The 25,145-nt window shown below is 59.6% G+C and carries 23 protein-coding genes and 2 pseudogenes; 12 read left to right on the top strand and 13 right to left on the bottom strand.

What is annotated here, in order from left to right; all coding sequences use genetic code 11:
- Window positions 1-12: 12 nt before the first annotated feature.
- Entirely contained in the window at window positions 13-1,101 is a 1,089-nt protein-coding gene (locus AU182_RS12075; protein ID WP_066965453.1) for a hypothetical protein, read from the bottom strand.
- Window positions 1,094-2,677, bottom strand: a complete 1,584-nt coding sequence (locus AU182_RS12070; RefSeq protein ID WP_153039220.1) for an adenylate/guanylate cyclase domain-containing protein — start codon at window positions 2,675-2,677, stop codon at window positions 1,094-1,096. The genes AU182_RS12075 and AU182_RS12070 overlap by 8 nt, the downstream gene beginning before the upstream one ends.
- A gap of 425 nt (window positions 2,678-3,102) precedes the next feature.
- On the opposite strand from AU182_RS12070, the gene AU182_RS12065 reads away from it, so the two are divergent.
- The 4 genes from AU182_RS12065 (at window position 3,103) to AU182_RS12050 (ending at window position 7,534) form a co-directional block, all read left to right on the top strand.
- Window positions 3,103-3,921: a hypothetical protein gene (locus AU182_RS12065; protein WP_066965450.1), complete on the top strand. Its 819-nt coding sequence runs from the start codon at window positions 3,103-3,105 to the stop codon at window positions 3,919-3,921.
- A gap of 93 nt (window positions 3,922-4,014) precedes the next feature.
- The gene (locus AU182_RS12060) at window positions 4,015-4,992 is read left to right on the top strand and encodes an extracellular solute-binding protein (RefSeq protein ID WP_227718241.1); all 978 of its coding nucleotides are present in this window, start codon (window positions 4,015-4,017) and stop codon (window positions 4,990-4,992) included.
- The gene (locus AU182_RS12055) at window positions 4,989-6,515 is read left to right on the top strand and encodes an iron ABC transporter permease (protein WP_066965444.1); all 1,527 of its coding nucleotides are present in this window, start codon (window positions 4,989-4,991) and stop codon (window positions 6,513-6,515) included. Before AU182_RS12060 ends, AU182_RS12055 begins: the two co-directional genes overlap by 4 nt.
- Window positions 6,516-6,523: 8 nt before the next feature.
- Window positions 6,524-7,534: an ABC transporter ATP-binding protein gene (locus tag AU182_RS12050; RefSeq protein WP_066965441.1), complete on the top strand. Its 1,011-nt coding sequence runs from the start codon at window positions 6,524-6,526 to the stop codon at window positions 7,532-7,534.
- Between the two features lie 615 nt (window positions 7,535-8,149).
- Here AU182_RS12050 and AU182_RS12045 read toward each other — a convergent pair.
- The 8 genes from AU182_RS12045 to AU182_RS12010 form a co-directional block, all read right to left on the bottom strand.
- Window positions 8,150-9,241: an OmpA family protein gene (locus tag AU182_RS12045; protein WP_082859408.1), complete on the bottom strand. Its 1,092-nt coding sequence runs from the start codon at window positions 9,239-9,241 to the stop codon at window positions 8,150-8,152.
- A 317-nt stretch (window positions 9,242-9,558) separates the two neighbouring features.
- The gene (locus AU182_RS12040) at window positions 9,559-10,329 is read right to left on the bottom strand and encodes an RNA methyltransferase (protein ID WP_082859407.1); all 771 of its coding nucleotides are present in this window, start codon (window positions 10,327-10,329) and stop codon (window positions 9,559-9,561) included.
- The gene (locus AU182_RS12035; RefSeq protein WP_082859406.1) at window positions 10,322-11,266 is read right to left on the bottom strand and encodes a Rossmann-like and DUF2520 domain-containing protein; all 945 of its coding nucleotides are present in this window, start codon (window positions 11,264-11,266) and stop codon (window positions 10,322-10,324) included. The genes AU182_RS12040 and AU182_RS12035 overlap by 8 nt, the downstream gene beginning before the upstream one ends.
- On the bottom strand, window positions 11,267-12,022 hold the full coding sequence (locus AU182_RS12030) for a pyridoxine 5'-phosphate synthase (RefSeq protein WP_066965432.1): 756 nt from the start codon (window positions 12,020-12,022) through the stop codon (window positions 11,267-11,269).
- Entirely contained in the window at window positions 12,019-12,612 is a 594-nt protein-coding gene (locus AU182_RS12025; protein ID WP_227718313.1) for a peptidylprolyl isomerase, read from the bottom strand. The genes AU182_RS12030 and AU182_RS12025 overlap by 4 nt, the downstream gene beginning before the upstream one ends.
- Before the next feature lie 174 nt (window positions 12,613-12,786).
- Entirely contained in the window at window positions 12,787-13,470 is a 684-nt protein-coding gene (locus AU182_RS12020) for a TIGR04211 family SH3 domain-containing protein (RefSeq protein WP_066965424.1), read from the bottom strand.
- An 80-nt stretch (window positions 13,471-13,550) separates the two neighbouring features.
- Entirely contained in the window at window positions 13,551-13,850 is a 300-nt protein-coding gene (locus AU182_RS12015; protein WP_066965421.1) for a YciI family protein, read from the bottom strand.
- Between the two features lie 65 nt (window positions 13,851-13,915).
- Window positions 13,916-14,668 carry a VC0807 family protein gene (locus AU182_RS12010; protein ID WP_066965418.1) on the bottom strand — a complete coding sequence of 251 codons (753 nt, stop codon included), beginning with the start codon at window positions 14,666-14,668 and terminating at the stop codon, window positions 13,916-13,918.
- Window positions 14,669-14,960: 292 nt separating this feature from the next.
- Here AU182_RS12010 and AU182_RS12005 point away from each other — a divergent pair, with 292 nt between their 5' ends.
- The 5 genes and pseudogenes from AU182_RS12005 to rluB all read left to right on the top strand — a co-directional run.
- Window positions 14,961-15,890, top strand: a complete 930-nt coding sequence (locus AU182_RS12005; RefSeq protein WP_082859405.1) for a PHP domain-containing protein — start codon at window positions 14,961-14,963, stop codon at window positions 15,888-15,890.
- 146 nt (window positions 15,891-16,036) lie between these two features.
- Window positions 16,037-16,660: an L-threonylcarbamoyladenylate synthase gene (locus AU182_RS12000; protein ID WP_066965415.1), complete on the top strand. Its 624-nt coding sequence runs from the start codon at window positions 16,037-16,039 to the stop codon at window positions 16,658-16,660.
- A 114-nt stretch (window positions 16,661-16,774) separates the two neighbouring features.
- Window positions 16,775-17,698 (top strand): annotated as a pseudogene (locus AU182_RS11995) (ScpA family protein); the annotation flags it as partial.
- Window positions 17,699-17,970: 272 nt separating this feature from the next.
- Window positions 17,971-18,972: an SMC-Scp complex subunit ScpB gene (gene scpB, locus AU182_RS16285; RefSeq protein ID WP_082859404.1), complete on the top strand. Its 1,002-nt coding sequence runs from the start codon at window positions 17,971-17,973 to the stop codon at window positions 18,970-18,972.
- A pseudogene (gene rluB / locus AU182_RS11985) lies at window positions 18,969-19,832 on the top strand (23S rRNA pseudouridine(2605) synthase RluB); the annotation flags it as partial. The gene scpB and the pseudogene rluB, both read left to right, overlap by 4 nt.
- A 314-nt stretch (window positions 19,833-20,146) precedes the next feature.
- On the opposite strand, the gene AU182_RS11980 reads toward rluB, so the two are convergent.
- From AU182_RS11980 to AU182_RS11970, 3 genes are all read right to left on the bottom strand, one after another.
- A complete protein-coding gene (locus tag AU182_RS11980) occupies window positions 20,147-20,854 on the bottom strand; it encodes an SRPBCC family protein (protein WP_066965413.1) in 708 nt (235 codons plus the stop codon).
- 171 nt (window positions 20,855-21,025) lie between these two features.
- Complete coding sequence (locus AU182_RS11975; protein WP_066965410.1) at window positions 21,026-22,399, bottom strand: ATP-binding protein; 1,374 nt, start codon at window positions 22,397-22,399, stop codon at window positions 21,026-21,028.
- Window positions 22,400-22,410: 11 nt separating this feature from the next.
- The gene (locus tag AU182_RS11970; protein WP_066965407.1) at window positions 22,411-23,115 is read right to left on the bottom strand and encodes a response regulator transcription factor; all 705 of its coding nucleotides are present in this window, start codon (window positions 23,113-23,115) and stop codon (window positions 22,411-22,413) included.
- Between the two features lie 308 nt (window positions 23,116-23,423).
- Here AU182_RS11970 and AU182_RS11965 point away from each other — a divergent pair, with 308 nt between their 5' ends.
- The 3 genes from AU182_RS11965 to AU182_RS11955 all read left to right on the top strand — a co-directional run bounded on the left by AU182_RS11965 (window position 23,424) and on the right by AU182_RS11955 (window position 25,098).
- Complete coding sequence (locus AU182_RS11965; protein ID WP_066965404.1) at window positions 23,424-23,921, top strand: Spy/CpxP family protein refolding chaperone; 498 nt, start codon at window positions 23,424-23,426, stop codon at window positions 23,919-23,921.
- A gap of 241 nt (window positions 23,922-24,162) precedes the next feature.
- Entirely contained in the window at window positions 24,163-24,714 is a 552-nt protein-coding gene (locus AU182_RS11960) for a flavodoxin (protein WP_066965401.1), read from the top strand.
- A 6-nt stretch (window positions 24,715-24,720) separates the two neighbouring features.
- A complete protein-coding gene (locus AU182_RS11955; protein WP_066965399.1) occupies window positions 24,721-25,098 on the top strand; it encodes a hypothetical protein in 378 nt (125 codons plus the stop codon).
- Window positions 25,099-25,145 lie beyond the last annotated feature (47 nt).

The following is a 25,145-nucleotide window of genomic DNA, read 5'->3' as shown; positions in this document are numbered from 1 at the left end:
GCTGAAACCGTGTTAGCGTTCGGCACCCTGCGGTGCCGATAGCGCCTTCAGGTTTTCCAGTAACTTCTCCGCCCGCGCAATACTGGCCTGAAGGTCAAGGTTGTCCGGCGCCAGTGCTCCCGCTTCGCGCCAGATATCGAGGGCCCGTTGGATCTCGCCCTGGGAGTAGAGTTCGTTGCCGCGCTGCAGCGCCGTTGTCACGCGGCTGGCCAGTTGTGCTTGAAACTCAAGCTTTAATGAACGCAATTGCGGGGGCTGGGGTGATCGTTGCTCCAGGGCGTCCAGATGTTGGCGGGCGCTGACCAGGTCGCCTGCGTCCAGCGATTGTTCCAGTTCGGCAACGGGCAGCTTCTCCACTTTTTTGCGGGGGCGGTTTGCCGGGCGTGGTTTGGCGGGGCGGAGTTTTTGGCTGGTGAGGGCGAGGTCGCGGGTGATTTTTTCACGTTCCTCGCTGGCAAGTGGAAGATCCTCGCCGTAAAGACCCTGTGCGACCTTCAGTGCGCGTTGAGCCAGCGCGTAATCCTCCCGCTCCAGCGCGCGTTGGGCGTGTTCCTGTAGCGATTCTGCGGAAGCCCTGCGTTTGCGGTTGAAATTCTTCAGTTCCAGCCAGTTGAGTACACCGGGTTCCTTGAGTTGCCGCAGGTGCTGGTAGGCCACGGTGTCTTTCAGCAGCTGCTCGCCTTTGTGTATCTCCAGCTCTGTGCGTACCCGCTCTTCCTGATGTTGCCGCCGCTCCACCTGTTGTTGCCGTGCCCTGTGCAATGCCAGGCTATCGGGGAGCAGGTGTATCGCACTGTCGAGCGCCTGTTGCGCATCGCGCCAATGGTTTTGCTGCTCGAGGCTACGCGCAGTAAGAATCACATCCCGTTCGAACTGCTGCAGGCGGCTGCTCAGCTGGGCGATCTGTTTTTGCTGAGCGGGAGTGTGCGCCGGCTGACCCCGCAGATACGCGAGTTCGGATGCATTCTGACGCACCTGCTGGGCGGTATTGGGTGGGAAGCCAACGAGGGGCTGCTCTGATGGGATCAGGCCGCAGGACGGCTGTACCAGCAGTGCGGACAACAGTAAAAGTGGGGCAAGTGCCGAGCGGCCGTCACGCATGATCCACCGCGCGTATTTTATCGTCCGCTTCCCGGCCATCCAGCAAGGTTTTCAGGTTGGTTTGCAGGCGGGGTACCGCCTCAGCGTGAATGCCTTGCACGGAATAAATTTGAACTGGACTCGACTTGCCGCGAATCGACAGGGTTTGTCCGGCCTGTGCAGAGATGCGTGGTTCCAGCATGGTAAGCAGTTGCTTGCGAATGATGATTTGCTCTGGCTCGGCCTCGCTGCACAGCCGCGAGGCGAGATTGACCGCATCGCCGACCACGGTGTACTCCATGCGGTCGTCAGAACCGAGGTTGCCAGCCAGCATGGCGCCGCTGTTGATGCCAATGCGAAAATGCACTTCCGGGCGGCCACTGGCGCGGCGCTGTTTGTTCAGTGTTGCGGCCAGCTGTTGAATCAATATAGCGCAACTCACCGCGTTAAATGCGTGGTCGCTGTCATCTTCCAGAACGCCGAACACGAGCATTGCGCAGTCGCCGATAAACTTGTCGACCACCCCGCCATACAGCGAGCAGGCGCGGGAAATATACGAAAAATATTCATTCAACAGCTCGGAGACCTGGCTCGGCTGCAGCTTTTCCGACATGGCGGTAAAGCCGGTGATATCCGCAAATAACACGGTGGCTTCAATGGGGCGGTCCACCAGACGGACCTCATCCAGGTTGGCCAGCACCTTGTCGGCCACACTCTTGGATACATAGCGGGAGAAGACCTGTTCTACCTGAGATTTTTTCAGCAGGCCGGCAGCCATATTGTTGAAGCCTTCGAACAGATAGCCAAGCTCATCATTGCGCTGCTGATCGATGCGGGTGGCGAGGTCACCACGGCCGATGGCTTCGGTCGCCTCCATCAGATGGTGGATCGGTAGTGACAGGCGTCGGCTTAGCCAGTAGGCCAGCAGGGACGCCAGCAGGGTCATGGCCAGGATAGCGTAGATAATGGCTTCGCGGGCACTGCGGGCCGCCTGGTCCATCTGCGATGCGGAAAGTGTCACCACCACCGAGCCCACATGAACGTCTTGGTAGGTAGCCGGGGCAATGAAACTGAGCATGCGCTCTGGTGGCTTACTCTGCGCTTGCTGAAACCAGGGTTGGGACACGACACCGGCGGGCCCGGAAGGGAGATGGCCGGAAGGGAGATGGCCGGAAGGGAGATGGCCGGAAGGGAGATGGCCGGAAGGGAAGTGGATCGCATCGGGCTGGAGCCCCGTGACCGACAGTAGCTGTCCGTCATGATCGTAAATCCCGGCACCCAGTACTTTTTCATCCTGCCCGAGATTGGTGGTCAGCATGCGCAGGTTCAGGCTGTTTTCAGACAGGATGGGTTCGCTGGCCAGCTTCGCCAGTTGCAACGCCATGGTGTTGCCGAAATCGTGTAGCTGGGTGCGTAGCAGGCGATTCTGGTTGTCGGCGATAAACAGGCCCAGACTTGTCATGCCGAGCACGAGCAACAGCGTCATCACCAGCGCGAGCTTGAACGCAATCGGCACGCGGCGAGGGCGCAGTCCCGCAAGGCGCACTCGTAGACCGCCAGCGATGCGCCGCAAGGTGGCTCTGGTCTTAGTGTTCAACGGGCGTGCTCTCCATGAATCGGTGGTCAGCTACATTCAGTTTCAGGGGGCGACACTATACCAGCTCTCGGTCGGAGGGATGACTGGCTAAGCCGGTCGGTGGTGATTTTTTCGCCACACCCGACTTTCCTTTTAGACGTTCGCTCCACGCCACTTGAAACAGGTGAAAAGCCTGCGCCCGGCTGGTAGCATCCCCGCCGTTGTGGCGGCGCCCGTGACTATCCATATATGGTATATGGTCCAGATACGGTCCAGATGCGGTGTCGCGCGGTCAATGACTCTACAGTATCGGCCGTTTGCCGATCTTTACCCTGAGTTGCCGTGGGTTCGGCGCAAAAGGCCGTGTCTTGCCGGGGCGATACTTTACTAAGTTGTTGATAATGAGTATCGTTTGCCCTGATTTTCAGGAACCGAAGAGAATATCTATGCAACCTTCATCTCGTGTACGGAAACATCGTCATCTCGGGCTGGTACTGGGGCTGTGTGCGCTGCTCGGTGCCGCTCAGGTGTCCGCCAACGGCGCCATCGGCGACCACGTAAATGACCTGAAAGGGCACCTGAACCAGTATTCGGAAGAGGTGCGCTGGCTGATTGGCAAGTACGACGGTGTTGTGGACACCTACGAAGCCAAGGGCAAGAAAGCGATGAACACCCAGCAGCTGCTGGAATTCTGGGAGGAGGTGGACTTCCACTCGGCCATCGAAACCAATTATGTCCCGGTGTACGCCAATATCTGGCAGGGCATCTATGGCATCAAGCAGGCGATCGAAGCGGGCAAGCCGGTAGCGGAAGTGCGCGCCGAGCAGGAAAAACTGAACAGCGCATTCTGGCAGGGCCTGGGTGCGGTGAAACTCGCAGCACAGTTTCAGGAAAAGGGCTTGCTGGCGAAAGTGCAGACCACCGAAGCTGAGCCAACGACTGCGCCGGAGACCCTGGACGACATCAAACACCGTCTCGATCGGGTTGTCGCGAAATATGCAGAACAATTGCCGGAAGCCGCCACTTCCCTCGTGCACGATACCTACCTGAACCGCTTTGAAGGTGTGGAAGGTGCGCTCATCGAGCAGGACGCGGCACTGGTTGAAGACCTGGAAAAAGATTTCAACGTGACGTTGCCGCAGGCGTTGGACGGCAAGACCAGCGTGGACGATGTGCGGAAGGTGGTTGAATCCATGCAGGTCAAACTGGATAAAGCCAAATCGCTTCTGTTGGAAGCCGAGAAAAAACGCAAGGACGTTTTCTAGGTCCGTTTGAGGGCGTCACAGTAAGGACTGTCAGTGCAGCGCAGAGATTTTTTACACAACCTGGCAGCAGTTGGTGCGATCAGCTGCTTGCCGATGTCCATCCAACGAAGCTTTGCAGCGCCAGGCGGAGCTGTTTCTGTCGATCAGTTGCCGAAGCTGGAAGGGGAGATCACGCTCTACCTCGGAAGGGGGGAGGGTGGCCTGTATGAGAATGTGCTTGAGGCCATTCGCAAGCGCAACCCGAAGCTGAACCTGAAGATTCGCCGCGGCGCGACGGCGGCGCTGGCGAACAGTATTGTGGCGGAGTCAAAGGCCGGGGTGAAACGCGCAGATGTATTCTGGGCGGTGGATTCCGGCGCTATTGGCCTCATTAGTGATGCGGGGCTGGCGCGCCCGTTGCCGGCGGATCTGATCGCTCAGCTGAGGCCCGGCTTCCAATACACGCAGTGGGCACCGGTTACTGGCCGGGTGCGAACCCTGCCTTACAACACCGACCGCCTGACCGCGGAGCAGATCCCGGAGAGCGTCATGGCGCTGGCCGACAGTGACCTGTCCATCGGCTGGGCGCCGGCGTACGCCTCGTTTCAGTCGTTCGTAACAGCGATGCGCTTGCTGGAGGGCGACAAGGTCACCGCGGACTGGCTGCGTGCGATCAAGGCGCGTGCAACCACCTACGCGGGCGAGCTTGGTGTGGTGATGGCGGTAGAGCGCGGTGAGGTGGATCTCGGGTTTGCCAATCACTACTACACCCTGCGTTTGAAAAACGGCAAGCCCGACGCAAAGGTGGCGCTCGGGTTTACCAAGAACGATGCCGGCTGCCTGGTGAACGCGGGCGGGATTCTGGCACTGTCCGACGGTGACCTGCCGATCAACTTCATTCGCTACCTGCTGACCGAAGAAGTTCAGTCTTATCTGGCGAGCGAGGCTTACGAAATTCCCCTGGTGGAGGGCGCCAAGCCGCCGCAGGGCCTGCCGCCGCTTGATAGCATATCCCCGCCAAAAATTGACCTTACGCAGCTGGCTGATCTGCGCCCCACGCTGAACCTGATGCGTCGTGTCGGGGTACTATGAGCCTGACCCTGGGAAGGCGATGGCCGGCGTCCTACCCGCTGGCGCTGCTGATTGCTTTGCTGGCCATTGTACCGGTTGGCGTGTTGGTGGGGCTGGCGTCTGACAGCGCGGAGCTGTTTGACGCACATAATCTTCGGGTCCTCACGAATACCCTGCTGCTGATGGTCTTCACGGTGCTGGGGTCTGTCGCAATCGGGGTGCCGCTGGCATTGATTACGGCCTACGCGCAGTTGCCCTGGCGTCGGCTGTGGCTGATTCTGCTGGCAGCCCCCTTGGCCATTCCAAGCTATATCGGGGCGTTCACCCTGTATGCGGCGTTCGGTCGCGGCGGCGAAATCCAGCAGTTGCTGGGGTGGTCAATGCCGGCGGTGAATGGCCTCCCTGGCGCCACCCTGGTCATGACGCTGTATTCCTATCCGTTTGTGATGCTCACCACGCGCGCATCGCTGCTGAGCCTTGATGCAAGCCTGGTGAATGCTGCACGCACGCTGGGCATGAGTATTGCCGCCAGCCTGTGGCGTGTGGTGCTGCCACGGGTTGCTACGGGCATCGCTGCCGGTGCGTTGCTGGTCGCGCTGTATACGCTATCCGATTTTGGCACTCCGGCTATCATGCGCGTGGATACCTTTACCCGGGTCATTTTCGTCGAGTACAACGCGTTTGGCCTCAGCCAGGCGGCCATGCTGTCGTTGCAGCTGCTGGTCATTGTCGGGCTGGTGTTGTTTCTGGAATCCCGCGTGCGCGGAAACAAGGAGCGGCCTGGCCGGCACCTCACCCTGTGGCCCTCGCGCGGGCAGAAACTGTTGATGGCTCTGGTATTTGCACCGGTGTTCGTGCTGGCTATCGTGTTGCCGCTATTGGTATTTGGTATTTGGCTGTGGCGCGAGGGTACCGCGGGCTTTGATGCGACCTACGCATGGAATTCGGCCCACGCCTCGTTTCTCGCGGCGCTGGTAGCGGTGGTGCTGGCGATTCCGGTTGCGCACGCGGCGATCGCCGGTCGTGCCGGCCGTTTTATGGAGCGGCTGACCTATTTTGGTTTTGGCGTCCCCGGTATCGTCATGGGTACTGCACTGGTGTACGTCGGTCTGCAGCTGCCGTTTCTTTACCAGACTCTGGGGCTGCTGGTCCTGGCGTACGTCCTGCGCTTCCTCCCTTTGGCGGTGGGGTCTGTGCGCTCCACGGCGGAAGGCCTGGACCCTAGCCTGGTCAAGGCCGCACGCTTGCTGGGTGCAAGCCCGCGCGAGGCTTTTCAGAGAATTACCCTGCCGCTGACGATCCGCGGCATGGTGGCGGGCGCCGCGCTGGTCTTCCTGGAGGCCATGCGTGAATTGCCCGCGACCCTGATGCTGGGGCCTACCGGCTTTGAGACGCTGGCTACTTACTTGTGGCGAGTGTACGAGGCGGGTTATTTTGGCCGCGCGGCCATTCCGGGCCTGCTGCTGGTGTTGATGTCTGCGTTGGGACTGGCGCTCATGCTGTCCGGTGAGCGCCGCGCCGAATTCGATGTTACTGGGAAATAAACGCAGCCATGCTGAAAGTAAGTAACCTGTCTGTGCATTACGGTTCTACCCGTGTGGTGAACAACCTGAACCTGGCGCTCGGGGACGATGAAGTCCTCATGCTGGTGGGGCCCACAGGCTGCGGAAAAACCACGATATTACAGGCTCTGGCGGGCCTGATTCCGATCTCGGAGGGCGAAATTCAGCTGGGCCCCTGGCGCTCCACAGCGAAGAAGTCGGTGCCGCCCGAGAAGCGTAATGTGGGCATGGTGTTTCAGGACTTCGCACTATTCCCCCACCTCACCGTGCAGCAGAATGTGTGTTTCCGCCTGTCCGATACGGCACTGGCGGATCACTGGCTGAACCTGCTGGGGCTGGATGCATTCCGTCACGCCAAACCGGCGAATCTTTCTGGCGGCCAGAAGCAACGTGTCGCGTTGGCGCGCACGCTGGCGCACGAGCCCGCGTTTGTTTTGCTGGATGAGCCACTGTCGAACCTCGACGCGGCATTGAAGGACAGCTTGCGCTGGGAGATTCGCGAAGCGCTGAAGAAAGCAGGCATTCCTGCGATCTGGGTAACACACGATCAGGAAGAAGCACTGTCGATCGGTGACCGGGTGGGAATCCTCAAGGGGGGCGAGCTGGAGCAGCTCGACACGCCGGAGCGCTGTTTCTCCGAGCCGGCCAGCCGCTTTGTGGCGCGCTTCCTCGGTGAAGCGAGCTTCCTGCCGGGGCAGCTGCGGCAGGGATCGGTAGAGACCGAACTGGGCCACGCACCGGGGATTCCCATCAATGGGGCCAGTGGTGCGGTGGATTTGCTGGTGCGCCCGGATGACCTTTCTCTGGTGCCCGCAGCCCATGGCAACGGTATGGTCGACTGGGTGCGCTACGAAGGCTGTTCGCGCCTGTTTGCGGTGACCGTCGGCGGTGGTGCCCAGCTCCGAGTGCGCACCAGTCATGAGGTGCAGGCTGAGCCTGGCGAGCGCGTGCAGCTCGCCATTGTTACCACCCATCCCCTGGCTGCATTTTCGCGATCCTGACTTGCCGCCTGCGGTGCCGATGCCCCGAGGGTACCGCGGACGTCCGCGCAGTTCGCTAGCGGCAAATTTGGTCTGCCGGTATAGCCTAGTGGCCTGTCCAATTATCCCGCCCGGCGTCTGGCGGGGATTCCTCCAAACTCCTTCGAACATCTATTGCACCAATGTCGTGCGGATAGCCCTGTTGGCGGCTGAAACTTGCTCGTCGCCGTGGTGAGTCGTTTTTTTCGTCGGCCGCAGGGCGGTGCGCGGGAGTTTGATGTAGCCCCCAGGGGCTAGTGGAAAAACCTTTCCACAGAGTCCGGTGAATATTTCACTGCCTCGAGTTACGCGTGTAATTTGTCAATACCGTTTTGAAAGTTTTTATAACCTATTGATTTTTATGGATAAAATATATTTGGTTAATTTTTCTTCACAGAGTGGGTACTACGCAGCGATGCGGGCTGGCGGGGTTTTCCCGACAGTTGCTCACAGACATATCCACAGTTTCTGTGGATTGTGAATAAAAAAACCGGCGGATGCCGGCTTTTGTGCTACCCGGTGCGGCTGCACCGGGGCTTGGTGGACTCCCTGCGACGCCGGGTGGCGTCGAGCCCGATGTGCTGCTGTCATACCAACTCAGCGGAAGGTCAGTTCCACCCGGCGGTTCTGGGCCCGGCCCGACTCGCTGGCATTACTGGCCACGGGCTGGGTTTCACCGTAGCCCCTGGCGGTGATGCGGGCAGCATTGACACCGTTTTGCACCAGGTAGCGGCGCACAGATTCCGCGCGCTGTCCTGACAGTCGCAGGTTGTAGCTGTCGTTGCCCTGGCTGTCCGTGTGCCCGGCCACTTCCACCTGGGTGTTGGGCTGGTTGCGCAGAGACTGAGCCACTTGGCTCAGTGAGGCTTCTGCCCGCGGCGTCAGTTTGGCTGAGTTGAACTCGAACTGGATATTTTCCAGGGTGATCGTTTGATCTGCCACCACACAACCGTACTCATCCACTTCTGCGCCGGGCAGAGTATTCGGGCAGCGATCGTTGCGGTCCAGAACCCCGTCGCCATCGCTGTCGAGGTTGATGATCTCAGGCTTGGGTTCCGGGGGGGGCGGCGCCGCGACTGGTGCAGCCACCGGTGGGCAGCTCAGCGGGATGCTCAGCCCGAAACCAAACTGCCAGTCGTTCATGTCGCCGGCGAAAAAGTCTCGCAAATAGCGCACTTCTGCACGTATTTTCAGCCCACTCCGGCTGATGGCACCACTGGTGATACCCGCGCCCAGATTGATGAATGCGTTGGTCTCCTGGTATCCGTAATCAAACTTGGTGTTGTTGTGGGACACGCCCACGCCACCGAGCAGAAAAGGCGAGTAGCCGTTGCGGCCATTGAAGCTGTAGACCGCGTCCATCCCGAGCCCGGTGAGATCGTTGTCGCCACTGGGATAAAGTTCCCCGGAAAACAGCGGCGGTGGCGTGGTTAAGCGGTCGTTAGTGCCATCGAGCTGGGTGCCGAACAGGTGGACTTCGGTGAACCAGTTGCCCTGGGTTTGCCAGCCAAATGCGGCGCGCAGACCACCGGCCTGGCGGTCGGTATTGCGTTCCTCGTCCACACGAGTGAGAAACGGCATGATGTCGATGTACTTGTCTTCCTGGGCGAGCACCGGTGTGCTGGCTGTCATGGCCGCGACCAACGCAGCCCCCGCGATCGTTTTAGCTGGCACTTGTGTTGAGCGCATAGATGACTTCCTTGGATTTTGTTGTTTTTCGGTGACTGAGAACGCAATGTGTTCGGGGGTGGCCACGGTCTACCCCCTGCTGGAGTCTCGGGTGTAATTCGTGACCGGACCAACGTATCTGGTTAATACCCGTTACTTATTAGTTGATCCCTGCGACTTTTCCAGTGGTTTGTCGCGTCCAGTGGAAATTATTGGCGGGGAATTTTTCGGCGTGGCAGCGATGTGCCCGGAAAAGAATTTCCGGGCGACAAATCGGGCTAGAGAGAATCTAGAGAGAATCTAGAGAGAAAAGAAGCGAGCGCGGGAAGGTGCGCGCGCTAGTGCTGGTGTCGGAAGCTGATCAACGCCGCAGTGATTGCCACGTTGAGACTTTCCACGCCGTTCTGCATGGGAATACGCAGTCTGTGGGTACAGACATTTTCCACCGCGGTGCTGACCCCGTGCGTTTCGTTACCGAGCACAAAAATCGTGGGTTTGTCGTCGCCGATGGTGCGCAGCGTGTCTTTCGCGTGGGATGACAGGGCACACACCCGGGCGCCTTTGACCGCAAACTTTTCCAGCACGGGTGCCAGTTGGTCGCAACGCAGAATCCGGGTCTTGAACAGGGTACCGACGCTGGCCTTGATCACCAGCGGGTCTACCTGGGCGCATCCTTTGCGGGGGAGGATGATCCCATCAATCCCGCCGGCACAGGCAGAGCGGATAATCATCCCCAAATTCTGCGGATTGGTGATGCCGTCCAGCGCCAGCAACTCAAAGGGTTTTTCGTGCGGTGTCTCCAGGAAGGTTTCTGCGCTGCCATAGTGGGGCAGTGCCAGATCCAATGCTACGCCCTGATCCTGCCGCGCGTTTTTGGATATCCGCGACAGGCCCTTGCGATCCCAGTGCGCGATTTCGATGTTGCGCGCGCTGGCCAGTTGCTCGATACGGGTAATCAGCTGGTCTTTGCGATTGCTGTCCGCCAGGTGCAACTTGTGTACCGGCAGGCTGTGATCTTCCAGCGCCTCCAGGACAGGCTTGCGACCGTAAATGGTCAGCAGGCTGTCGAAAAAAGCACGTTTCTTGAGGTATTCAGGAGAGTCATTCACGAGTTTGTTCGTCGAAAAGTGTGTGTAGTTTCTGTGTGGCATCGGCGTTCAGGCCGGCTTTTTGCGCCAGTGGCAGGGCAGCTTTGCCCAGTAGCCGGTAGGCTTCTGCAAGCGTCGGCGACGTTGCCCGCGGCGCTGATTCGCTCAACTGTGACAGGGCGTCCAGTTGGCGGGCAACGGTGCGTATGTCGCCCCGCACCAACGGGCCGGTCAGCGCCTTTTCCGGGCCGAGAGCAATGTTGTTCTGCGCCGTTTTTACCACGATCGGCCCGAGTAATTTTCGCGCGGTGTTTTCATCAATGCCGGCGGCGGAAAATGTCCGCAGACTGAGGTCCATCAGTACCGTCAGATAATTGCAGGCCATGACTGATCCCGTGTGATACAGCACCTTTTGTTCTGGGCTGAGGGTAAAGCAGCAGCCCCCCAGGGTGGTGAACGCCTTTTCCAGCAGGCTTCGGGCACTGGCTTCCCCCTCGAGTGCGATGTAGCTCCCGGGGAAATCATTTAGCGAGCGCGCGGGGTCGGCAAAACTGTGCACCGGGTGCGCGCTGGCAATGCGCGCGGGTAAACAGTCTGTCAGCACACTGGAAGCCATGGCGCCGCTGCAGTGAAAAACGACCGGGGTGGATGTGGGGGTGGGTTTCGGGGTGGGTGTACTGGCGCCAACGGGTTTCTGAAGCGCCTGCAGATGCACGGCGAGCGCCTGGGCCGCTGCTTCGATATGGTCGTCGGGCGTGGCGATCAGCCAGAAGTCCGCAGGGGGCATCGCGTCAATATGGGCGGCGGCGGTGCCACCACCGATAAACGCCACCGCTTCTCGGGCACTGGCCAGGCTGCGGTTGTAAACGCTTCCAATCTGAAAGACCTGGCGCTCGCACCACAGACGCCCCAGCGTGCGGCCGAGATTACCCGCGCCAATGATATTCAGTGTGTGCAACTACTTGCCCGCCAGGCACTGGACGTAGGCGGCCACCGCGTTGGAAAGCCCCATGTTGATGGCGTCCACAGTCAGCGCGTGGCCGATGGAGACTTCCTGCAGGCCGGGGAGCGTGCGGTAGCGGGGCAGGTTGATCAGGTTGAGGTCGTGCCCCGCGTTGATGCCCAGCCCTAGCTGTTGCGCGTGTTCTGCGGCGGCACAGTGGGCGGCAAAAATTGTTTCCAGGTCAGGGCTCTGGTGGGCAACCGCTTCCGCATAAGGGCCGGTATACAGCTCAATACGATCTGCTCCCACTTCCTTGGCCAGGCCGATCTGGGTTTTGTCCGGGTCCATAAACAGGCTGACGCGGATCCCCGCGTCGCGCAGCTGCTGGATGATGGGTTCAAGGCGGGCGCCATCTTTGTGCAGGTCAAAGCCGTGGTCGGAGGTCAGCTGGTCGTTGCTGTCCGGCACCAGGGTGCACTGCTGTGGTCGGGTTTCCAGCACCAGGGGCAGCAGGCCCGGGTAGCTCCCCTGGGGGCCGGCGAATGGATTGCCCTCGACATTGAACTCGATTTGGCGCGCGGCACACAGGCTGGAGAGGTCGCGCACGTCGTGGGGGCGGATGTGGCGCTGGTCCGGGCGCGGATGCACGGTGATGCCGTCGGCGCCAGCGTCCAGGCAGGTACGGGCATGCGCCACGACATCGGGGAAGTTGCCCTCGCGGGAGTTGCGAATCAGGGCGATTTTGTTGAGATTGACGCTAAGAGCAATCACTGGCCGTTGTCTCCAACTGTGGTCTGGGGTTGCGCATCGCTGTCAGCGTCGGCATTTGCGTCGCTGTCTTTGCGCTTAGCTTTCAGTATACGCACCGGTGTGTTCGGGGCATCGCGAAAGGCTTTGTGCTGGCCGCGAGGCTCTGCAGCAATCTGTTGTACCACGCTCATGCCCAGCAACACTTTTCCGAATACGGTGTAGCCGGGCTTGTCTGGGCTCCCGTCCAGACGGCTGTTGCCCACCAGGTTGATGAAAAACTGTGCGGTGGCGCTGTCTGGGTCATTGGTGCGCGCCATGGAAATCGTGCCGCGTTCATTGGAGAGGCCGTTGTTGGATTCATTGATGACGGGGTCGCGGGTGGGTTTTTCCTGAAAATCAAACGTGAACCCGCCGCCCTGAGCCATAAAACCCGGAATCACCCGGTGAAAGATGGTGCCGTCGTAAAAGCCGCTTTCTACATAAGTGAGAAAATTGTTCACCGTCTCAGGTGCTTTGTCGGCGTAGAGCACCAGTTCGATGGTGCCGAGGTCGGTTTCCAGCTCTACCCGGGGGTTATTGCTGATCGCCAGAGCAAACTGCGAAAAACACATCAGCAGGGCGGTAATCAACAAATTGAACTTGGCGGTGCGCTTCATAGGGTGGTCTCTGATTATCTTTTTTCTAAAACGAAAAAGCCCGGTCTGTGACCGGGCCAATCTGGTGTCTCATACAAAATGCCGGCTACGAAATTCTAACCGTTGCCCCTGTTGTGGGAAACCAGTCTGTCAGTTCGCCCACTCGGAATGACGCTTACGTGGCCGGAAGTGGGGGGCTGCCATGGCAAGGATGGCACCCATCAAAACAGAAAGGGCACCATACATATACCACTTGTGGGTCTCGCTGCCCGATAGGCGCTGGATTTCAGCCTGGCTCATGGCCTGCTTCTGTTTCAGTAATTCGTGCTGGTGCAGCAGCTTCTGGTGGCGCTGGTTCAGTGCCACGGCGTCCGAGGAGAGCGACTTGAGCTCCTTCAGTTCCTTGGCCAGTGCCGTGGCGCGCTCCTGTTCCGCTTTCAGGGCGGTGGTCAGTTTGGTATTGGTGTCTTCCAGCCGGCGCACCTCTCCGCCCAGGTTGCCCTGCAGGCTTTCGATATGCTGCAGGCGCGCCTCTGCCTGGGCCAGCTTCAGCTTGGCCACGGGCTCCTCTTCCAGGTACTGGCGGCGAACCCAGCCCTCTTCACCGCCCGGGGTGCGGACCTGAGCCCAGCCGGTGTCCGGGGAGTCTTGCAGCAGGGTGAGCTTGGTGCCGCTGGGCAGCCCGCGGTGCAAAATACGGAATTCGTTACCCTGGCCGGAACGCATGGGAACGTGCAGCTCATCGGTAATGTAGCGCTCTGAACTGATCGCTTGGCTGTGACTGGCCGCGACGGCAATCAGGGTGGCGGCAAGGGTGTTGAATAGCTTTTTCATGGTCTGGAATAAATCGGATCTAAATTTTTTCGTGCGTTAAAGCGCTCGGTACTACTTTCTGGGCGGCGCCGATCCGGAAATCAGGGCAACACCAGCTTGTAGGGCTTGACGGTCACTGCAGAGTAGATGCCGGCTTCCATGTAGGGGTCGGCATCTGCCCAGGCTTTAGCAGCGTCCAGGGATGGGAACTCAGCCACCACCAGGCTGCCAGTAAAACCGGCTTCACCCGGGTCTTCGCTGTCGATGGCCGGGTGCGGCCCGGCAATCAGCAGGCGTCCCTGATCCTTGAGCTCATTCAGACGAGCAATGTGCTGAGGTCGGGCGGACTTGCGCAGGGGTAAGCTGTTTTCCACATCTTGGCTGATAATGGCGTACCACATAATTAATTTCTGTTTCCTGAGTTCCGTTTTTATTAATTTGCTGCGGTTTTTTGCCGCATGCACTTTTATTGCTGTACCAAAATGTCTTCGAGCTTCAGTCCCGTGAGCTTGCCGATACGGCGAAACAGGAACACCAGCACCAGCATCAGGATGATGGTGGCCGGAAGCGCAATCACCGGGAAGCTGAGCGCGGTCATTTTACCGAGTTCTTCATTGAAGGCCGCGGTACCGGGCGGGCTCTTGAGCAGCACTTCGGCAAGAATGTAATTGAGCGTCGATGAAAGAAAGAAAGATCCGGCGATCATCCACGAGGCCTGCTGCAAGGTTCGGTCGAACGCGGATTCGTTGCCATTGGCACTCAGGGCGCGGGTGACCTTGCCGGTATCGAGGATCCGGTCGTTGTAGATCAGGGTGCGCACCAGGGGCCAGCGGGTGTACAGGCTGCAAATGGTGGCGATGCCCAGCAGGCCGGGAATGGCGGCTTCTTTAATGGCAATATATTTTGCATCCAGCTCCAGCAGGCTGATGCCGCCGGTCAGCAGGATACTGACGATTCCGAGCGCGGAGAAGAAATTGACCTTGCCGGAGCGCAGCAAGTCCCGCAGCCCGTAAGCGAAGGGAAACGCCAGTGCCACCACAATGGCCCACTTGGTGCCCAGCCAGTCATCGCCAGACAGCTTGGTCAGGATCAGGGTGGGAATGATGATATTGAGTGCCAGGTTGGCCAGCAGGCTCTCTTTCTTCGGAGCCTGATTCGCCGGCGCCAGCCCGTCGGAGGTGGCGGCGTGGCCGGTATTGCTCTGGTTGGTATCGGTCATGGTCTGTTCCGGTGATAATGCCCGCTGGCTGACGTACAGCTGTCAGCGGCGAAAGTGGATCCCCGTTCGCGGGGGCTTATCCCTGAAACCGGTGGGCCGGTCTGGCGCATTGAGGCCGGTGAAGGCCACACCCTGTGTCTGGCGCCCTAACTGTAATGGGACAGCGGAGCGGTGCAAAGGTTCCGTTCTGCTTGGCGCCTGCTTGCACTATGCTCGCCGCTTTTTCCAGCTTTGGCCCGTTTATGGGAACAGAGTTTTAAAACTCACCGCTACTCAACAACGAAGTTTAAGTATGGCCCCTACTGCCTCTGAAAAAACACCGGCTGCTCGCCCTTGGCTGACTGCGGAAGCGCTGGCCGGTCAGATCGACCTGCACTGCCACAGTTCGGCATCGGACGGTATTTTAAGCCCTGCGGCGCTGGTGTCGAGGGCGAAATCCTCCGGTGTCACATTATTGGCGCTGACCGACCACGATACCGTCGCGGGGATACCGGAAGCGCGGGAGGAGGCCGGCCGCCAGGGGCTGACCCTGATGCCGGGGATTGAATTGACCGCTTGCTGGGGCCGGCGCGTGGTGCATATTGTCGGTTTGAGCGTTGACTGTGAAGCCACAGCGCTCCAAAGCGCGATTGCCGTGCGCGACGATTTGCGCCAGGCGCGGGCGGTTCAGATTGCCGAACGGCTGGAAAAACGCGGATTTAGCGGTGCCTACGACGGCGCAAGGGCGCTGGCAAATGGCGCCGTGATTGGTCGGCCGCATTTTGCCCGCTGGATGGTGGACGCCGGGCATGTGAGCGATACGGCGAAGGCCTTCAAGCGCTATCTGGGAGCCGGAAAGATCGGTGATGTGGTTGTTCCCTGGCCCGAACTCGCGGAGACGCTGGCCAGCATCCGCGCGAGCGGCGGTGCCTCGGTACTGGCACACCCGCTGAAATACGGCCTGACCCGGACCCGGTTGCAGTCGCTGCTGACTGACTTCAAACGCGCCGGTGGCGATGCCGTAGAGCTGGTGTGCGGTCAGCAAAATCCCGTGCAGACCCGCGAGATCCAATCGCTGGTGGCGCGAGTGGATGGGGCGGGCGGAGCAGATGGGAGCGTGGAGAAGCCCTTGTTAGCATCGCTGGGCAGTGACTTTCACCAGCCTGACCAGCCCTGGCGAGCGCTGGGTAGTGTGCGCTTGCCTGCAGGCGTTGAGCCGGTGTGGGGCTTGTGGCGCAGTTAGCGGGCGCTGACTGCCAAGTGCAGCGCTTGAAATCTATGGTCGGGCTGCCTGATGGATAGCTGCCAGGCCGGGGTGTTTGTGGCAAACTGGCGGCATTCAGGTCCAAGGGATTTTGGACGTTTCTCTTTTGTCTTCAGGGGGTCGCAGTGGCGCAGTTCTTCCAGATTCACCCGGATAATCCTCAGTCTCGTCTGATTACCCAGGCGGCCGATATCATTTCCGCGGGTGGTGTCATCGTGTTTCCGACCGACTCGGCCTATGCCATTGGTTGTCGGTTGGGGGACAAACTGGCGGTGGAGCGTATCCGCGCCCTGCGTCAGCTGGATAAAAACCATAACTTCACCCTTATGTGCCGGGACCTGTCTGAGCTGGCCAGCTACGCCAAGGTGGACAACCAGATGTTTCGCCTGCTGAAGAACCACACTCCCGGGCCCTATACGTTCATCATGCCGGCCACCTCCGAGGTGCCGCGCCGCCTGTTGCACCCGAAGCGCAAGACCATTGGCTTGCGGGTGCCGGATAACGCCATTGTGCAGGGGTTGATTGCGGAGCTGGGTGAACCCCTGATGAGCTGCAGTCTCATCATGCCCGGTGACGAGCAGCCCCTTACGGACCCCTACGATATCCGCGAAACTCTGGAGCATCAGGTCGAGCTGGTGATTGACGGCGGATTCTGCGGCCTGGAAGCCACAACGGTGGTTGATCTCACCGGCGACGAGGCGGTACTGGTGCGTCAGGGCTGCGGTGCGATTGATGAAATTCTCGGCTGACACTGATGTATAATCGCCCGTTTGGTTTTGCCGAAGGACTGCAGTGTGTCCAGTGAAGAAGTAGAAGAAGCGATCGCGGTCGCCCCGGCTGAGGCTGGTGGTGGTGACGATGCCGTGGGTGAAACCCTTTCCGGTCCTGGTGAGACCGTCGTCGAGGCGGAGCACGCTGAAGCCGGGAACGGAACCGAAGCGCCCGCTGAAAGCGATACCACCGCGCAGCAAAGCCCGGCTGAGTCCCCAGGAACGCCGGGGCCCCGCCAGGGGGAAATGCCGTTTGCCATGGTGGAAGGCAAGGCGTTTACCGATCTCCCGAGCGATCTGTATATCCCACCGGACGCCCTGGAAGTCATTCTTGAGGCTTTCGAAGGCCCCCTCGACCTGCTGCTCTATCTGATTCGCCGCCAAAACCTCGATATTCTCGAAATCAATGTTGCGGATATCACGCGCCAGTACATGACCTACGTGGACATGATGACGGCCATACGCTTCGAGCTGGCGGCGGAATACCTGGTGATGGCGGCCATGCTGGCGGAGATCAAGTCTCGCATGCTGCTGCCTCGCCCACCGGAGGCGGAAGAAGAGGAAGGCGAAGACCCTCGCGCCGCCTTGATCCGGCGCCTGCAGGAGTACGAGCGCTTTAAAACGGCCGCGGAAGATGTGGACGCGCTGCCGCGTATGGGCCGTGAAATCCATCAGGCCAGCGCCGCAGGCCCCGATCGCAAGCTTACCCGCCCAGAGCCGGAAGTGGACCTGAAAGAAGTGCTGGTGGCGCTCGCCGATGTGCTGCGTCGCGCGGACATGTTTGAGAGCCACCAGGTAGAGAAAGAAAAACTCTCCACCCGCGAGCGCATGACCCAGGTGCTGGACAAGATACGCCACCGCCAGTTTGTACCCTTTGTCAGCCTGTTTCGTGCCGAAGAGGGGCGGTTGGGGGTTGTGGTTACCTTCCTTGCCGTCATGGAGCTCGTAAAAGAGTCCCTGCTGGAACTGGTTCAAAATGATCCTTTTGGCCCGATTCATGTGCGTGCACGGGGCGAGGTAGAACAGCCGTCCGATGACGAAGGCGACGATGAGGGGCGTATGGACTCCGAAATTGACGATGCCGAGGGCGACGATATAGACCTTGATGGCCCTGCGGGGTCTGATGACTTTTTAGAAGCTGATGACTCTGTCGAGACGGATGGCACTTTAGAGGCGGATGGCTCCGCCGACGTCGAGGTGCCCGCTACGTCGGCAGCGGATAGCGAACAAGAACCCGAAGCTGAACCAGCCCCGTCGCTGTTTAGCCAATAGTAAGTGAACGCAATTAGATGACTATTGCCCCGGAACTACTGCGCCGGATTGTTGAAGGCGCATTGCTGGCAGCGGCGCAGCCGCTGTCGGAGGACCGCTTGCTTGCCCTGATCGAGGAGGGCGAGCGGCCAGAAAAAGCTGCGCTGCGTGAAGTACTGGAGCAGATCTCCGAGAACTGTGCGGAGCGCGGTTTCGAACTCAAGCAGGTAGCCAGTGGCTGGCGCTTTCAGGTGCCCGAGGACCTGGCACCCTGGGTGAACAAACTCTGGGAAGAAAAGCCCCAGAAGTATTCCCGTGCCACACTGGAAACACTCGCGATCATTGCTTATCGCCAGCCTATTACCCGTGGCGACATTGAGGAAATTCGCGGTGTGGCGGTGAGTTCGCATATCGTGAAAAGCCTTTCAGAGCGCAATTGGATCAAGGTGGTTGGACACCGTGACGTGCCGGGCAAGCCGGCGCTGTATGCGACCACCAGAGAGTTTCTCGACTACTTCAATCTGAAGAGCCTGGATGACCTGCCGACGCTGGCGGAAATTCGCGATATTGATAGCCTGAATGCGGCACTCGATCTCGGTGAGGGCGAGGCTCCGGCGGAGTCGGCTGAAGCCGAGGGTGCAGAGGACGGCAGTCAGGCCACTGCGGATGGCGCAGGCGGCGACGATCTGCAGAGCGAGCGCGATGCGGTGCAGGTTTCTGGCGAAGAAATCGACGAGGCAGGCCGCGGCGAATCCCCGGATGCAGATACAGAAGCAGAAAACGTTCAGCAGCCCTTAGCGGAAGGCTACCCTGAAGAAGCGGAAGACCCGCAAGCCGATCTCGACCCATTGCACGACCCAGTGGGCGAGGATTTCGAGGTGACTGCGGAAAGCCAGCAAATCGAGGCAGACCTGCAACCCACAGACCAGGGCCAACCTCTGGCGGAGCAACCGGATGAAACGGCGGCCGCAGAGGAATTACCCGAGCAGCAATGCAGCGATGAAGATGAAAACAAATCCCCGGAAAACCTCAATTCATGAGTAATGACGCAGCGCCAGCGGGCGAAAAACTGCAAAAAGTATTGGCCCGCGCGGGTCTTGGTTCGCGCCGGGAAATGGAGCGTGCTATCGAAGCCGGGCGGGTCACCGTCAATGGTGAAGTCGCCGGATTGGGCGAGCGGGTCACCGATGATGATCTTGTGGAGTTTGATGGCAAGCGCTTGCCGGGCGGTGAAGAAAACCGCCTGCGCGTTATTTTGTACAACAAGCCGATCGGCGAAATCTGTTCCCGCCACGACCCGGAAGGGCGCCCCACGGTTTATGACCGGCTGCCGCGCCTGAAGAGCGGGCGCTGGATTTCTGTGGGTCGCCTGGACTTCAATACCAGCGGGTTGTTGCTGTTCACCAATAGCGGTGAGCTGGCCAACAAGCTGATGCACCCTTCTTCGGTAATCGACCGCGAGTACCTGGTGCGTATTCAGGGGCAGGTGGACGATGAAATGAAGAAGCGCCTCACCAAAGGGGTGTTGCTGGATGATGGCCAGGCGCGGTTCACGGATATCGTGGAAAGTGGTGGTGAAGGTACCAACCGCTGGTTCTACTGTGTCGTGATGGAAGGGCGTAACCGTGAGGTACGGCGTCTGTGGGAGGCCCAGGGTGTGCGGGTGAGCCGCCTGAAGCGCGTGCGCTACGGCAGTGTGTTTATCCCATCACATGTACGGGTCGGCCAATGGGTCGAAATGGAGCCGAAGGAAATTGATGACCTCTGCGTAACTGCCGGGCTGCCAAAGCTGGGGCAGCGGCCACTGACGCAGGCCGAAAAGGAAACGCTGCAGCGCCAGCGGCGGAAATTGCGTAAATCGCCAGCCCCCGCAAGTGCCAGGGCGCCGGTCAAAAGTGCGTCTGGCAAATCCGTTGCGGCAACGAGTAGCGCAGGGAAAAGTACTTCGGCAAAAGGTGCCTCAGCCAAGGTCACTCACGAAAAGGAACCCCGGGGGCGCAAAGACCTGCGCGGAAACGAGACGCGAGGGAAGGAAGCCCGAGGAAAGGATACGCGGGGGAAGGATGCACGTGGAAAAGGTCCGGCGAAGAAAAGCAGTGTGAAGCCTTCCCGTCGAGGGCGGTAGTTTTCAAGCTTTTCGTGCGGCAACAAAAAAGGCAGCTCAGGCTGCCTTTTTTGTGTCTGGAAATTTTCCCGGCAGGTTTGCTCGGGTTGTCAGGGTTGTTCTTCCTGATCGAAGTCTTCCAGTGCATCCCCGTCGGTGTCTGGCTGTTCAATGTCGTCGCCCTCGATGATCTGGTTTTCCATATCCGGGTCGACATTCTCAGGTTCCAGTGTGCCGGGCTCTGAGGGGGTTGGCGCAGGTACAGCCGTATCGGGCCCATCTTGGCCGGCGTTACCGGCTTCTTGTTCCACCACGGTTTTCAGTTTCTGCAAGCCCTGCGCATAGGATTCTCCGACCATTCGGGAAACCAGTAACCCCATCCAGCGACCGATGGGGCTGCCGCCCATTTCTGACGCGAAAGACCAGGTCACATTGGTACCGCTACCCTGTGGTTGCAGGGTGAACTCGGCCTTGGCCTTTCCCTGGCTGCCAAAATCGAGATCGGTGGCGACCCGCGAGTAGGGTTCGCTGGCGGTGATTGTCTGGGATCCGTTGCCGACACTTGGGTCGTCGCTGGTCCACTTCATCACTGCGCCATTGCCTTCCGGGAAACCCTCGTAGGTATATTCGGTACCCGGATCTATCTGGTACCAGGGGGACCACTTGTTGAAGTTGCGGAAATTGTTCAGGTAGGGGAATACCACTTGTGGTGGCTCAGCAATGTAGACACTGCGTTCAGTGGTCGCTACGCGTGGAAAAAGAAAGCCGGCAAGCACCAGCAGGGCGATAAATATGAGTATGTACAGTAACCAGCGCACGATGGCTTCCCCCAGTCAGTTCCGCGGATGCCGCCCGCCGCGGGCGGCGTTCTGTGTTCCGCCCTCATCGTCGAAGGCGGCAGCGAGTACATCGATGTTCTGCGAGTGTACTGGTTGGTGCGACCGTTCGCCAGCAGCGCTGTTTCAAAGCACGGTGTTCTGCCAGACTCCTCAAAAGGTATTGTCGAGCAGCGGTAAGGTCACGCGAATCCCGAGGCCCGCGTCAGGAACATTGAAGGCTTCAATTGAACCGTGGTGCTGGGCAACGGTGCGCTGGGCGATGGCCAGTCCGAGGCCAAAGCCGCCGCTTTCACGGCTGCGGGCTTCATCGGTGCGGTAGAAGGGCCGAAAGATGGCCTGTAACTCGGAATCGGGTACGCCGTTGCCGGAGTCGGTAACCTGAACGCTGCACTGGCCATCGGCGTGCTCGATTTCCACCGCGATACGACCGCCCACCTCACTGTACTTGATGGCATTGCGCAGAATGTTTTCCAGGGCGGCGGTGAGCGAGCTGCCGCGGGTGGCTACCAGTAGTTCGAGATCGTCGCTGCGGGTATCGAAACGCACACTTTTTTCACGGGCTTCGTCTTTCAGGTCGTCAGTCAGTGCGGCGAGCAGGCTGTTGATTTCCACCACGTCGTCCAGAGGGCGCTCATCACTGCCACTGACGGGCAGCGACAGTATGTCTGCGATGATGTCTTCCAGGTAATCCGCGGCCTTGCCGATTTTGTCCAGTTCCGGGTCCAGTGCCTGTACATTTTTCTGGCGTGCGATACCCAGGGCCACCTGCAGGCGCGCCAGCGGAGAGCGGAGTTCGTGGGATACATCCTTGATCAGCCGGCGTTGTTCGCCCATGGACTCCTGCAGTTGGGCAGTCATGGAATCGAAATCTGCCGCCAGCTCGCCCAGCTCTCGGCCGTGGCCGCGCAAGGTGGGTGTGACCCGGTAGCTCAGGTCTCCGGCAGCCACCCGACGAGTGGCAACCCGCAGATTGTCTAGGGGCTTGCTCAGGTAGCGGGCCAGCCAATAACAGGCGAGCCCCGACGCCAGGGTGGCGAGCACCAGAATTGGCCAGAAGCTACGCAGGATGAAGCGCAGTAACAGCTCGCCTTTGCTTTTGCCGGCAATGAAGACCACACGAAGATTGTCGGTGCCGCGCTGGGGCACAAAAAATCCCACACTGGGTTTTTTATCCACCAAACCGTGGGCCTCGCGATTGCGATAATTGAGTGCGCCGAACAGCGGGGCCATGGATTGAGGAATAGGGCGCGCGAGGATTTCTGCCCCGTCGCGGTCGATGGCAAAGATCCTGTTGCGCACATCGTCCGGCTGGCGCTCCAGCCAGTGGCGGAAGTGTTCGGTGCCGTGGCGGCGCGTCATACGGAGGTTGCGGGTAATTTCACGGAACAGCGCCGGACCTTCCCAGCGATCTTGCTGCGCCGGATCCCCAAACTCGCGTATGTGAGTAATATATACGGCGGCCAGCACCATAATTACCGCGGTAAGCCAGGCCCCAAAAAAGATTCGCCCAAAAAGACTACTCATCACCCGTCCTTCTATCCCTGGCTGCGCGTGAGCATATACCCGGCGCCGCGGATATTGATGATCAAGTCGCGGCTGGCACCTTGCTCAGCGAGTTTCTTGCGGATATTGCTGACGTGGACATCAATGGAGCGATCGTAGGGCATCAGTTTCCGCCCCAGCGCCTGCTCGGTGAGCACTTCTTTACTGACTACCTCGCCAGCGTTTTCGACCAGCACCCGGAGTACGGAAAACTCTGCGCCGGTCAGGCCGACGCTCTGGTCATCCCAGAAGCACTGATGCTCTCGGGGCAGAAGGCGCAGGGGGCCGCTGGTGAGATTGTCGTCATTTGCTTCTACTTCGGTGCGCCCGCGCCGCAGAATGGCGCGCAGCCGTGCGGCCAGCTCGCGGGGGTTGCAGGGCTTGGGCAGATAGTCGTCGGCCCCCATTTCGAGGCCGACAATACGGTCTACCGTGTCACCCTTGGCGGTCAGCATTACCACTGGCAGCGAGTGCCCCGGGTTACCGGCATCCTCACGCAGCTTCCGCAACACATCGAAGCCATTGTGTACTGGCAGCATTACGTCCAGCACCAGGGCATCGAAGGGCTGGCTGCGGGCCAGCTCAAGACCGCGGCCGCCATCATTGGCTACGGTTACTTCAAAGCCCTCCCCAACAAGAAACTCTTCCAGCAGTTCTGTCAGTTCGGTGTCGTCGTCGACCAGCAGGATATGGCTCATAGGTGTGCGGTTATCCGTTGACTAGGGGTTGTTTGTGGGGTTTGTGTGGGGGTTGGTACCGAGAAAGGATTATATGCGCAGGACCAGGGGTTTTCGGGGAAAGGTTTTGCGCGTTTTACCGTTCTTAACAAATGTTTACCGCCGTTATCCCCTGTTTACAGAGTGTGAGCCTAGTATGCATCTACCGACTCGGGAAACACGTGCCGTGAATTGCCAAACGGATAGTGAGGCAATACGGCGAAACAATCGTTGAAAGAACGGATACCGGCGGCCGGTATCGTCAATCGGCATCACTTGAGGAATCACATATGAACAAATGGAAAGCACTGGCAGGTAGCCTGGTCCTGGGCACCGCTCTCAGTACTTCAGGCATGGTACTGGCCTTTCCGGAGGCCGGCGAAGGGCATCGTGGGCACAAAGCGCATCACGGCGGCGGCCACCACCGGGAGAAAATGTTCGAGCGCATGGCCGAAGAGCTGCAACTGACCGAGGGCCAGAAGGCACAGCTGAAGGCCGACCGTGAGGCCGGACGGGAAGTGCGCAAGGCTCAGCGCCAGGCGGCGCGCGAGGCACGCAACCAGTTGCGTGAAGCCGTCGAGGCGGGGGCTGATCAGGCAACTCTCGACGCGCTCGGCGCGAAAATCGGCCAGCTCGAAGTCCAGAAAGTGCAGCGGATGCACCAGAGGCGCGTGCAGTTCGAGTCCATTCTGACCGACGAGCAGCGGGTAAAACTGGCGGAAATGAAGGCCGAGCGCAAGGCACACCATGAGAAGCGCATGGAGCGCTGGAAGAAAGACGAAGGTTGACCTATCAGCCGCGCTGACCATCCGATCGGCTCGCTGGCGTTTGCCCCAACCGCTGGCAGGCACTCCCTGACGCCCCGTCTCGCACGGGGCTTTTTTGTGTGGATTGCCGTGCGCGGGGCCTGCACCTTGCTGTACCCGGCTATTGTTGGGAAAATGCCGCCCCACCGGGCGCTGTATCGTCCCGGCAACCTGCCGCGGTCAATTTGGATTCGCGGGAGCATCTGGCAGTTGAGGAGAAGCAGTGAGCAAGATCGGCCTGTTTTACGGTAGTGACGAAGGTAACACCGAAGGCATCGCCCAGCGTATCGCCGCACGCCTGGGAGAGGAGCGGGTGGATATTCACGATATTGCCGACGTGACCCAGTTGGAGATTGGTGAGTATGACCAACTGATTTTTGGTATTCCCACCTGGGACTTTGGCCAGATCCAGTCCGATTGGGAGGACTTCTGGGAAGACGTACAGGAAATCGACTTCACCGGTAAAACCGTCGCCCTGTTTGGCCTCGGCGACCAGTTTGGTTATGGCGATTACTTCCTCGATGCCATGGGCATGCTGCACGATGTGATTGTGGCCAACGGCGCCACCATTATTGGCCACTGGCCAACTTCAGGCTACGAGTACGAGGCATCCAAGGCAGAGGTGCCGGGGCAGAATATTTTTGTGGGCCTTGGCATCGACGAAGACCAGCAGGAGGAGCTTACGGGCGCCCGACTGAATGACTGGTGTGAGCAGATTGCGGAAGAATTTGGGCTGGAAGGCGGCGCTGAAAGCGTCGCGCGGCTTGAGGACTGATTGCCGATGCCGCACACAGATTCTCTGACACTGCAGGATTTTTGGCCCTGGCTGGCCGATCATTGCAATTGCATCCTTCGCGCCGGTACACCGGATTCCATTCTGTACGACGACGATGATTTCCATTGGCGCTTTACCGAAGAAAACGCCACCACATTGCTGGTGCAGTTGGTGCGGGGCAAGCGCTTTATCGGCGAAGTTTTTATTGAGTCGGGCCTGGTCAGCTCTGTGCGGATGACGCGCGGGGAGAAAGATGAAGTCATTTTTGACCTGTTGGCTGAAGCCGATGGCGAAGAGCAGGTGCTCTATTACTTTGTCATGGCGCATGGTTTCGACGAGCCGGAACCACCGGCGCCGGTCACCCGTCACGGCAGGTTGCACTGACCTTCTGGAAGGAAAAAGAAAAAACGCGGCTCGTTGGCCGCGTTTTT

Origin of the sequence: Microbulbifer sp. Q7 (assembly GCF_001639145.1) — a bacterium.
Classification (GTDB): domain Bacteria; phylum Pseudomonadota; class Gammaproteobacteria; order Pseudomonadales; family Cellvibrionaceae; genus Microbulbifer.
This window is presented reverse-complemented; position numbering and strand designations above follow the sequence as displayed.

Bases quoted from the DNA above. Each gene is read 5' to 3' on its own strand.
- AU182_RS12055 (WP_066965444.1), top strand. From the start codon at position 4,989: ATGAGCCTGACCCTGGGAAGGCGATGGCCGGCGTCCTACCCGCTGGCG.
- scpB (WP_082859404.1), top strand. From the start codon at position 17,971: ATGACTATTGCCCCGGAACTACTGCGCCGGATTGTTGAAGGCGCATTG.
- AU182_RS12075 (WP_066965453.1), bottom strand. From the start codon at position 1,101: ATGCGTGACGGCCGCTCGGCACTTGCCCCACTTTTACTGTTGTCCGCA.
- AU182_RS12045 (WP_082859408.1), bottom strand. From the start codon at position 9,241: ATGCGCTCAACACAAGTGCCAGCTAAAACGATCGCGGGGGCTGCGTTG.
- AU182_RS11955 (WP_066965399.1), top strand. From the start codon at position 24,721: ATGCCGCACACAGATTCTCTGACACTGCAGGATTTTTGGCCCTGGCTG.
- AU182_RS11965 (WP_066965404.1), top strand. From the start codon at position 23,424: ATGAACAAATGGAAAGCACTGGCAGGTAGCCTGGTCCTGGGCACCGCT.
- AU182_RS12050 (WP_066965441.1), top strand. From the start codon at position 6,524: ATGCTGAAAGTAAGTAACCTGTCTGTGCATTACGGTTCTACCCGTGTG.
- AU182_RS12010 (WP_066965418.1), bottom strand. From the start codon at position 14,668: ATGACCGATACCAACCAGAGCAATACCGGCCACGCCGCCACCTCCGAC.
- AU182_RS12005 (WP_082859405.1), top strand. From the start codon at position 14,961: ATGGCCCCTACTGCCTCTGAAAAAACACCGGCTGCTCGCCCTTGGCTG.
- AU182_RS12065 (WP_066965450.1), top strand. From the start codon at position 3,103: ATGCAACCTTCATCTCGTGTACGGAAACATCGTCATCTCGGGCTGGTA.
- AU182_RS12020 (WP_066965424.1), bottom strand. From the start codon at position 13,470: ATGAAAAAGCTATTCAACACCCTTGCCGCCACCCTGATTGCCGTCGCG.
- AU182_RS12060 (WP_227718241.1), top strand. From the start codon at position 4,015: ATGTCCATCCAACGAAGCTTTGCAGCGCCAGGCGGAGCTGTTTCTGTC.
- AU182_RS12015 (WP_066965421.1), bottom strand. From the start codon at position 13,850: ATGTGGTACGCCATTATCAGCCAAGATGTGGAAAACAGCTTACCCCTG.
- AU182_RS12025 (WP_227718313.1), bottom strand. From the start codon at position 12,612: ATGTGTTTTTCGCAGTTTGCTCTGGCGATCAGCAATAACCCCCGGGTA.
- AU182_RS11975 (WP_066965410.1), bottom strand. From the start codon at position 22,399: ATGAGTAGTCTTTTTGGGCGAATCTTTTTTGGGGCCTGGCTTACCGCG.
- AU182_RS11970 (WP_066965407.1), bottom strand. From the start codon at position 23,115: ATGAGCCATATCCTGCTGGTCGACGACGACACCGAACTGACAGAACTG.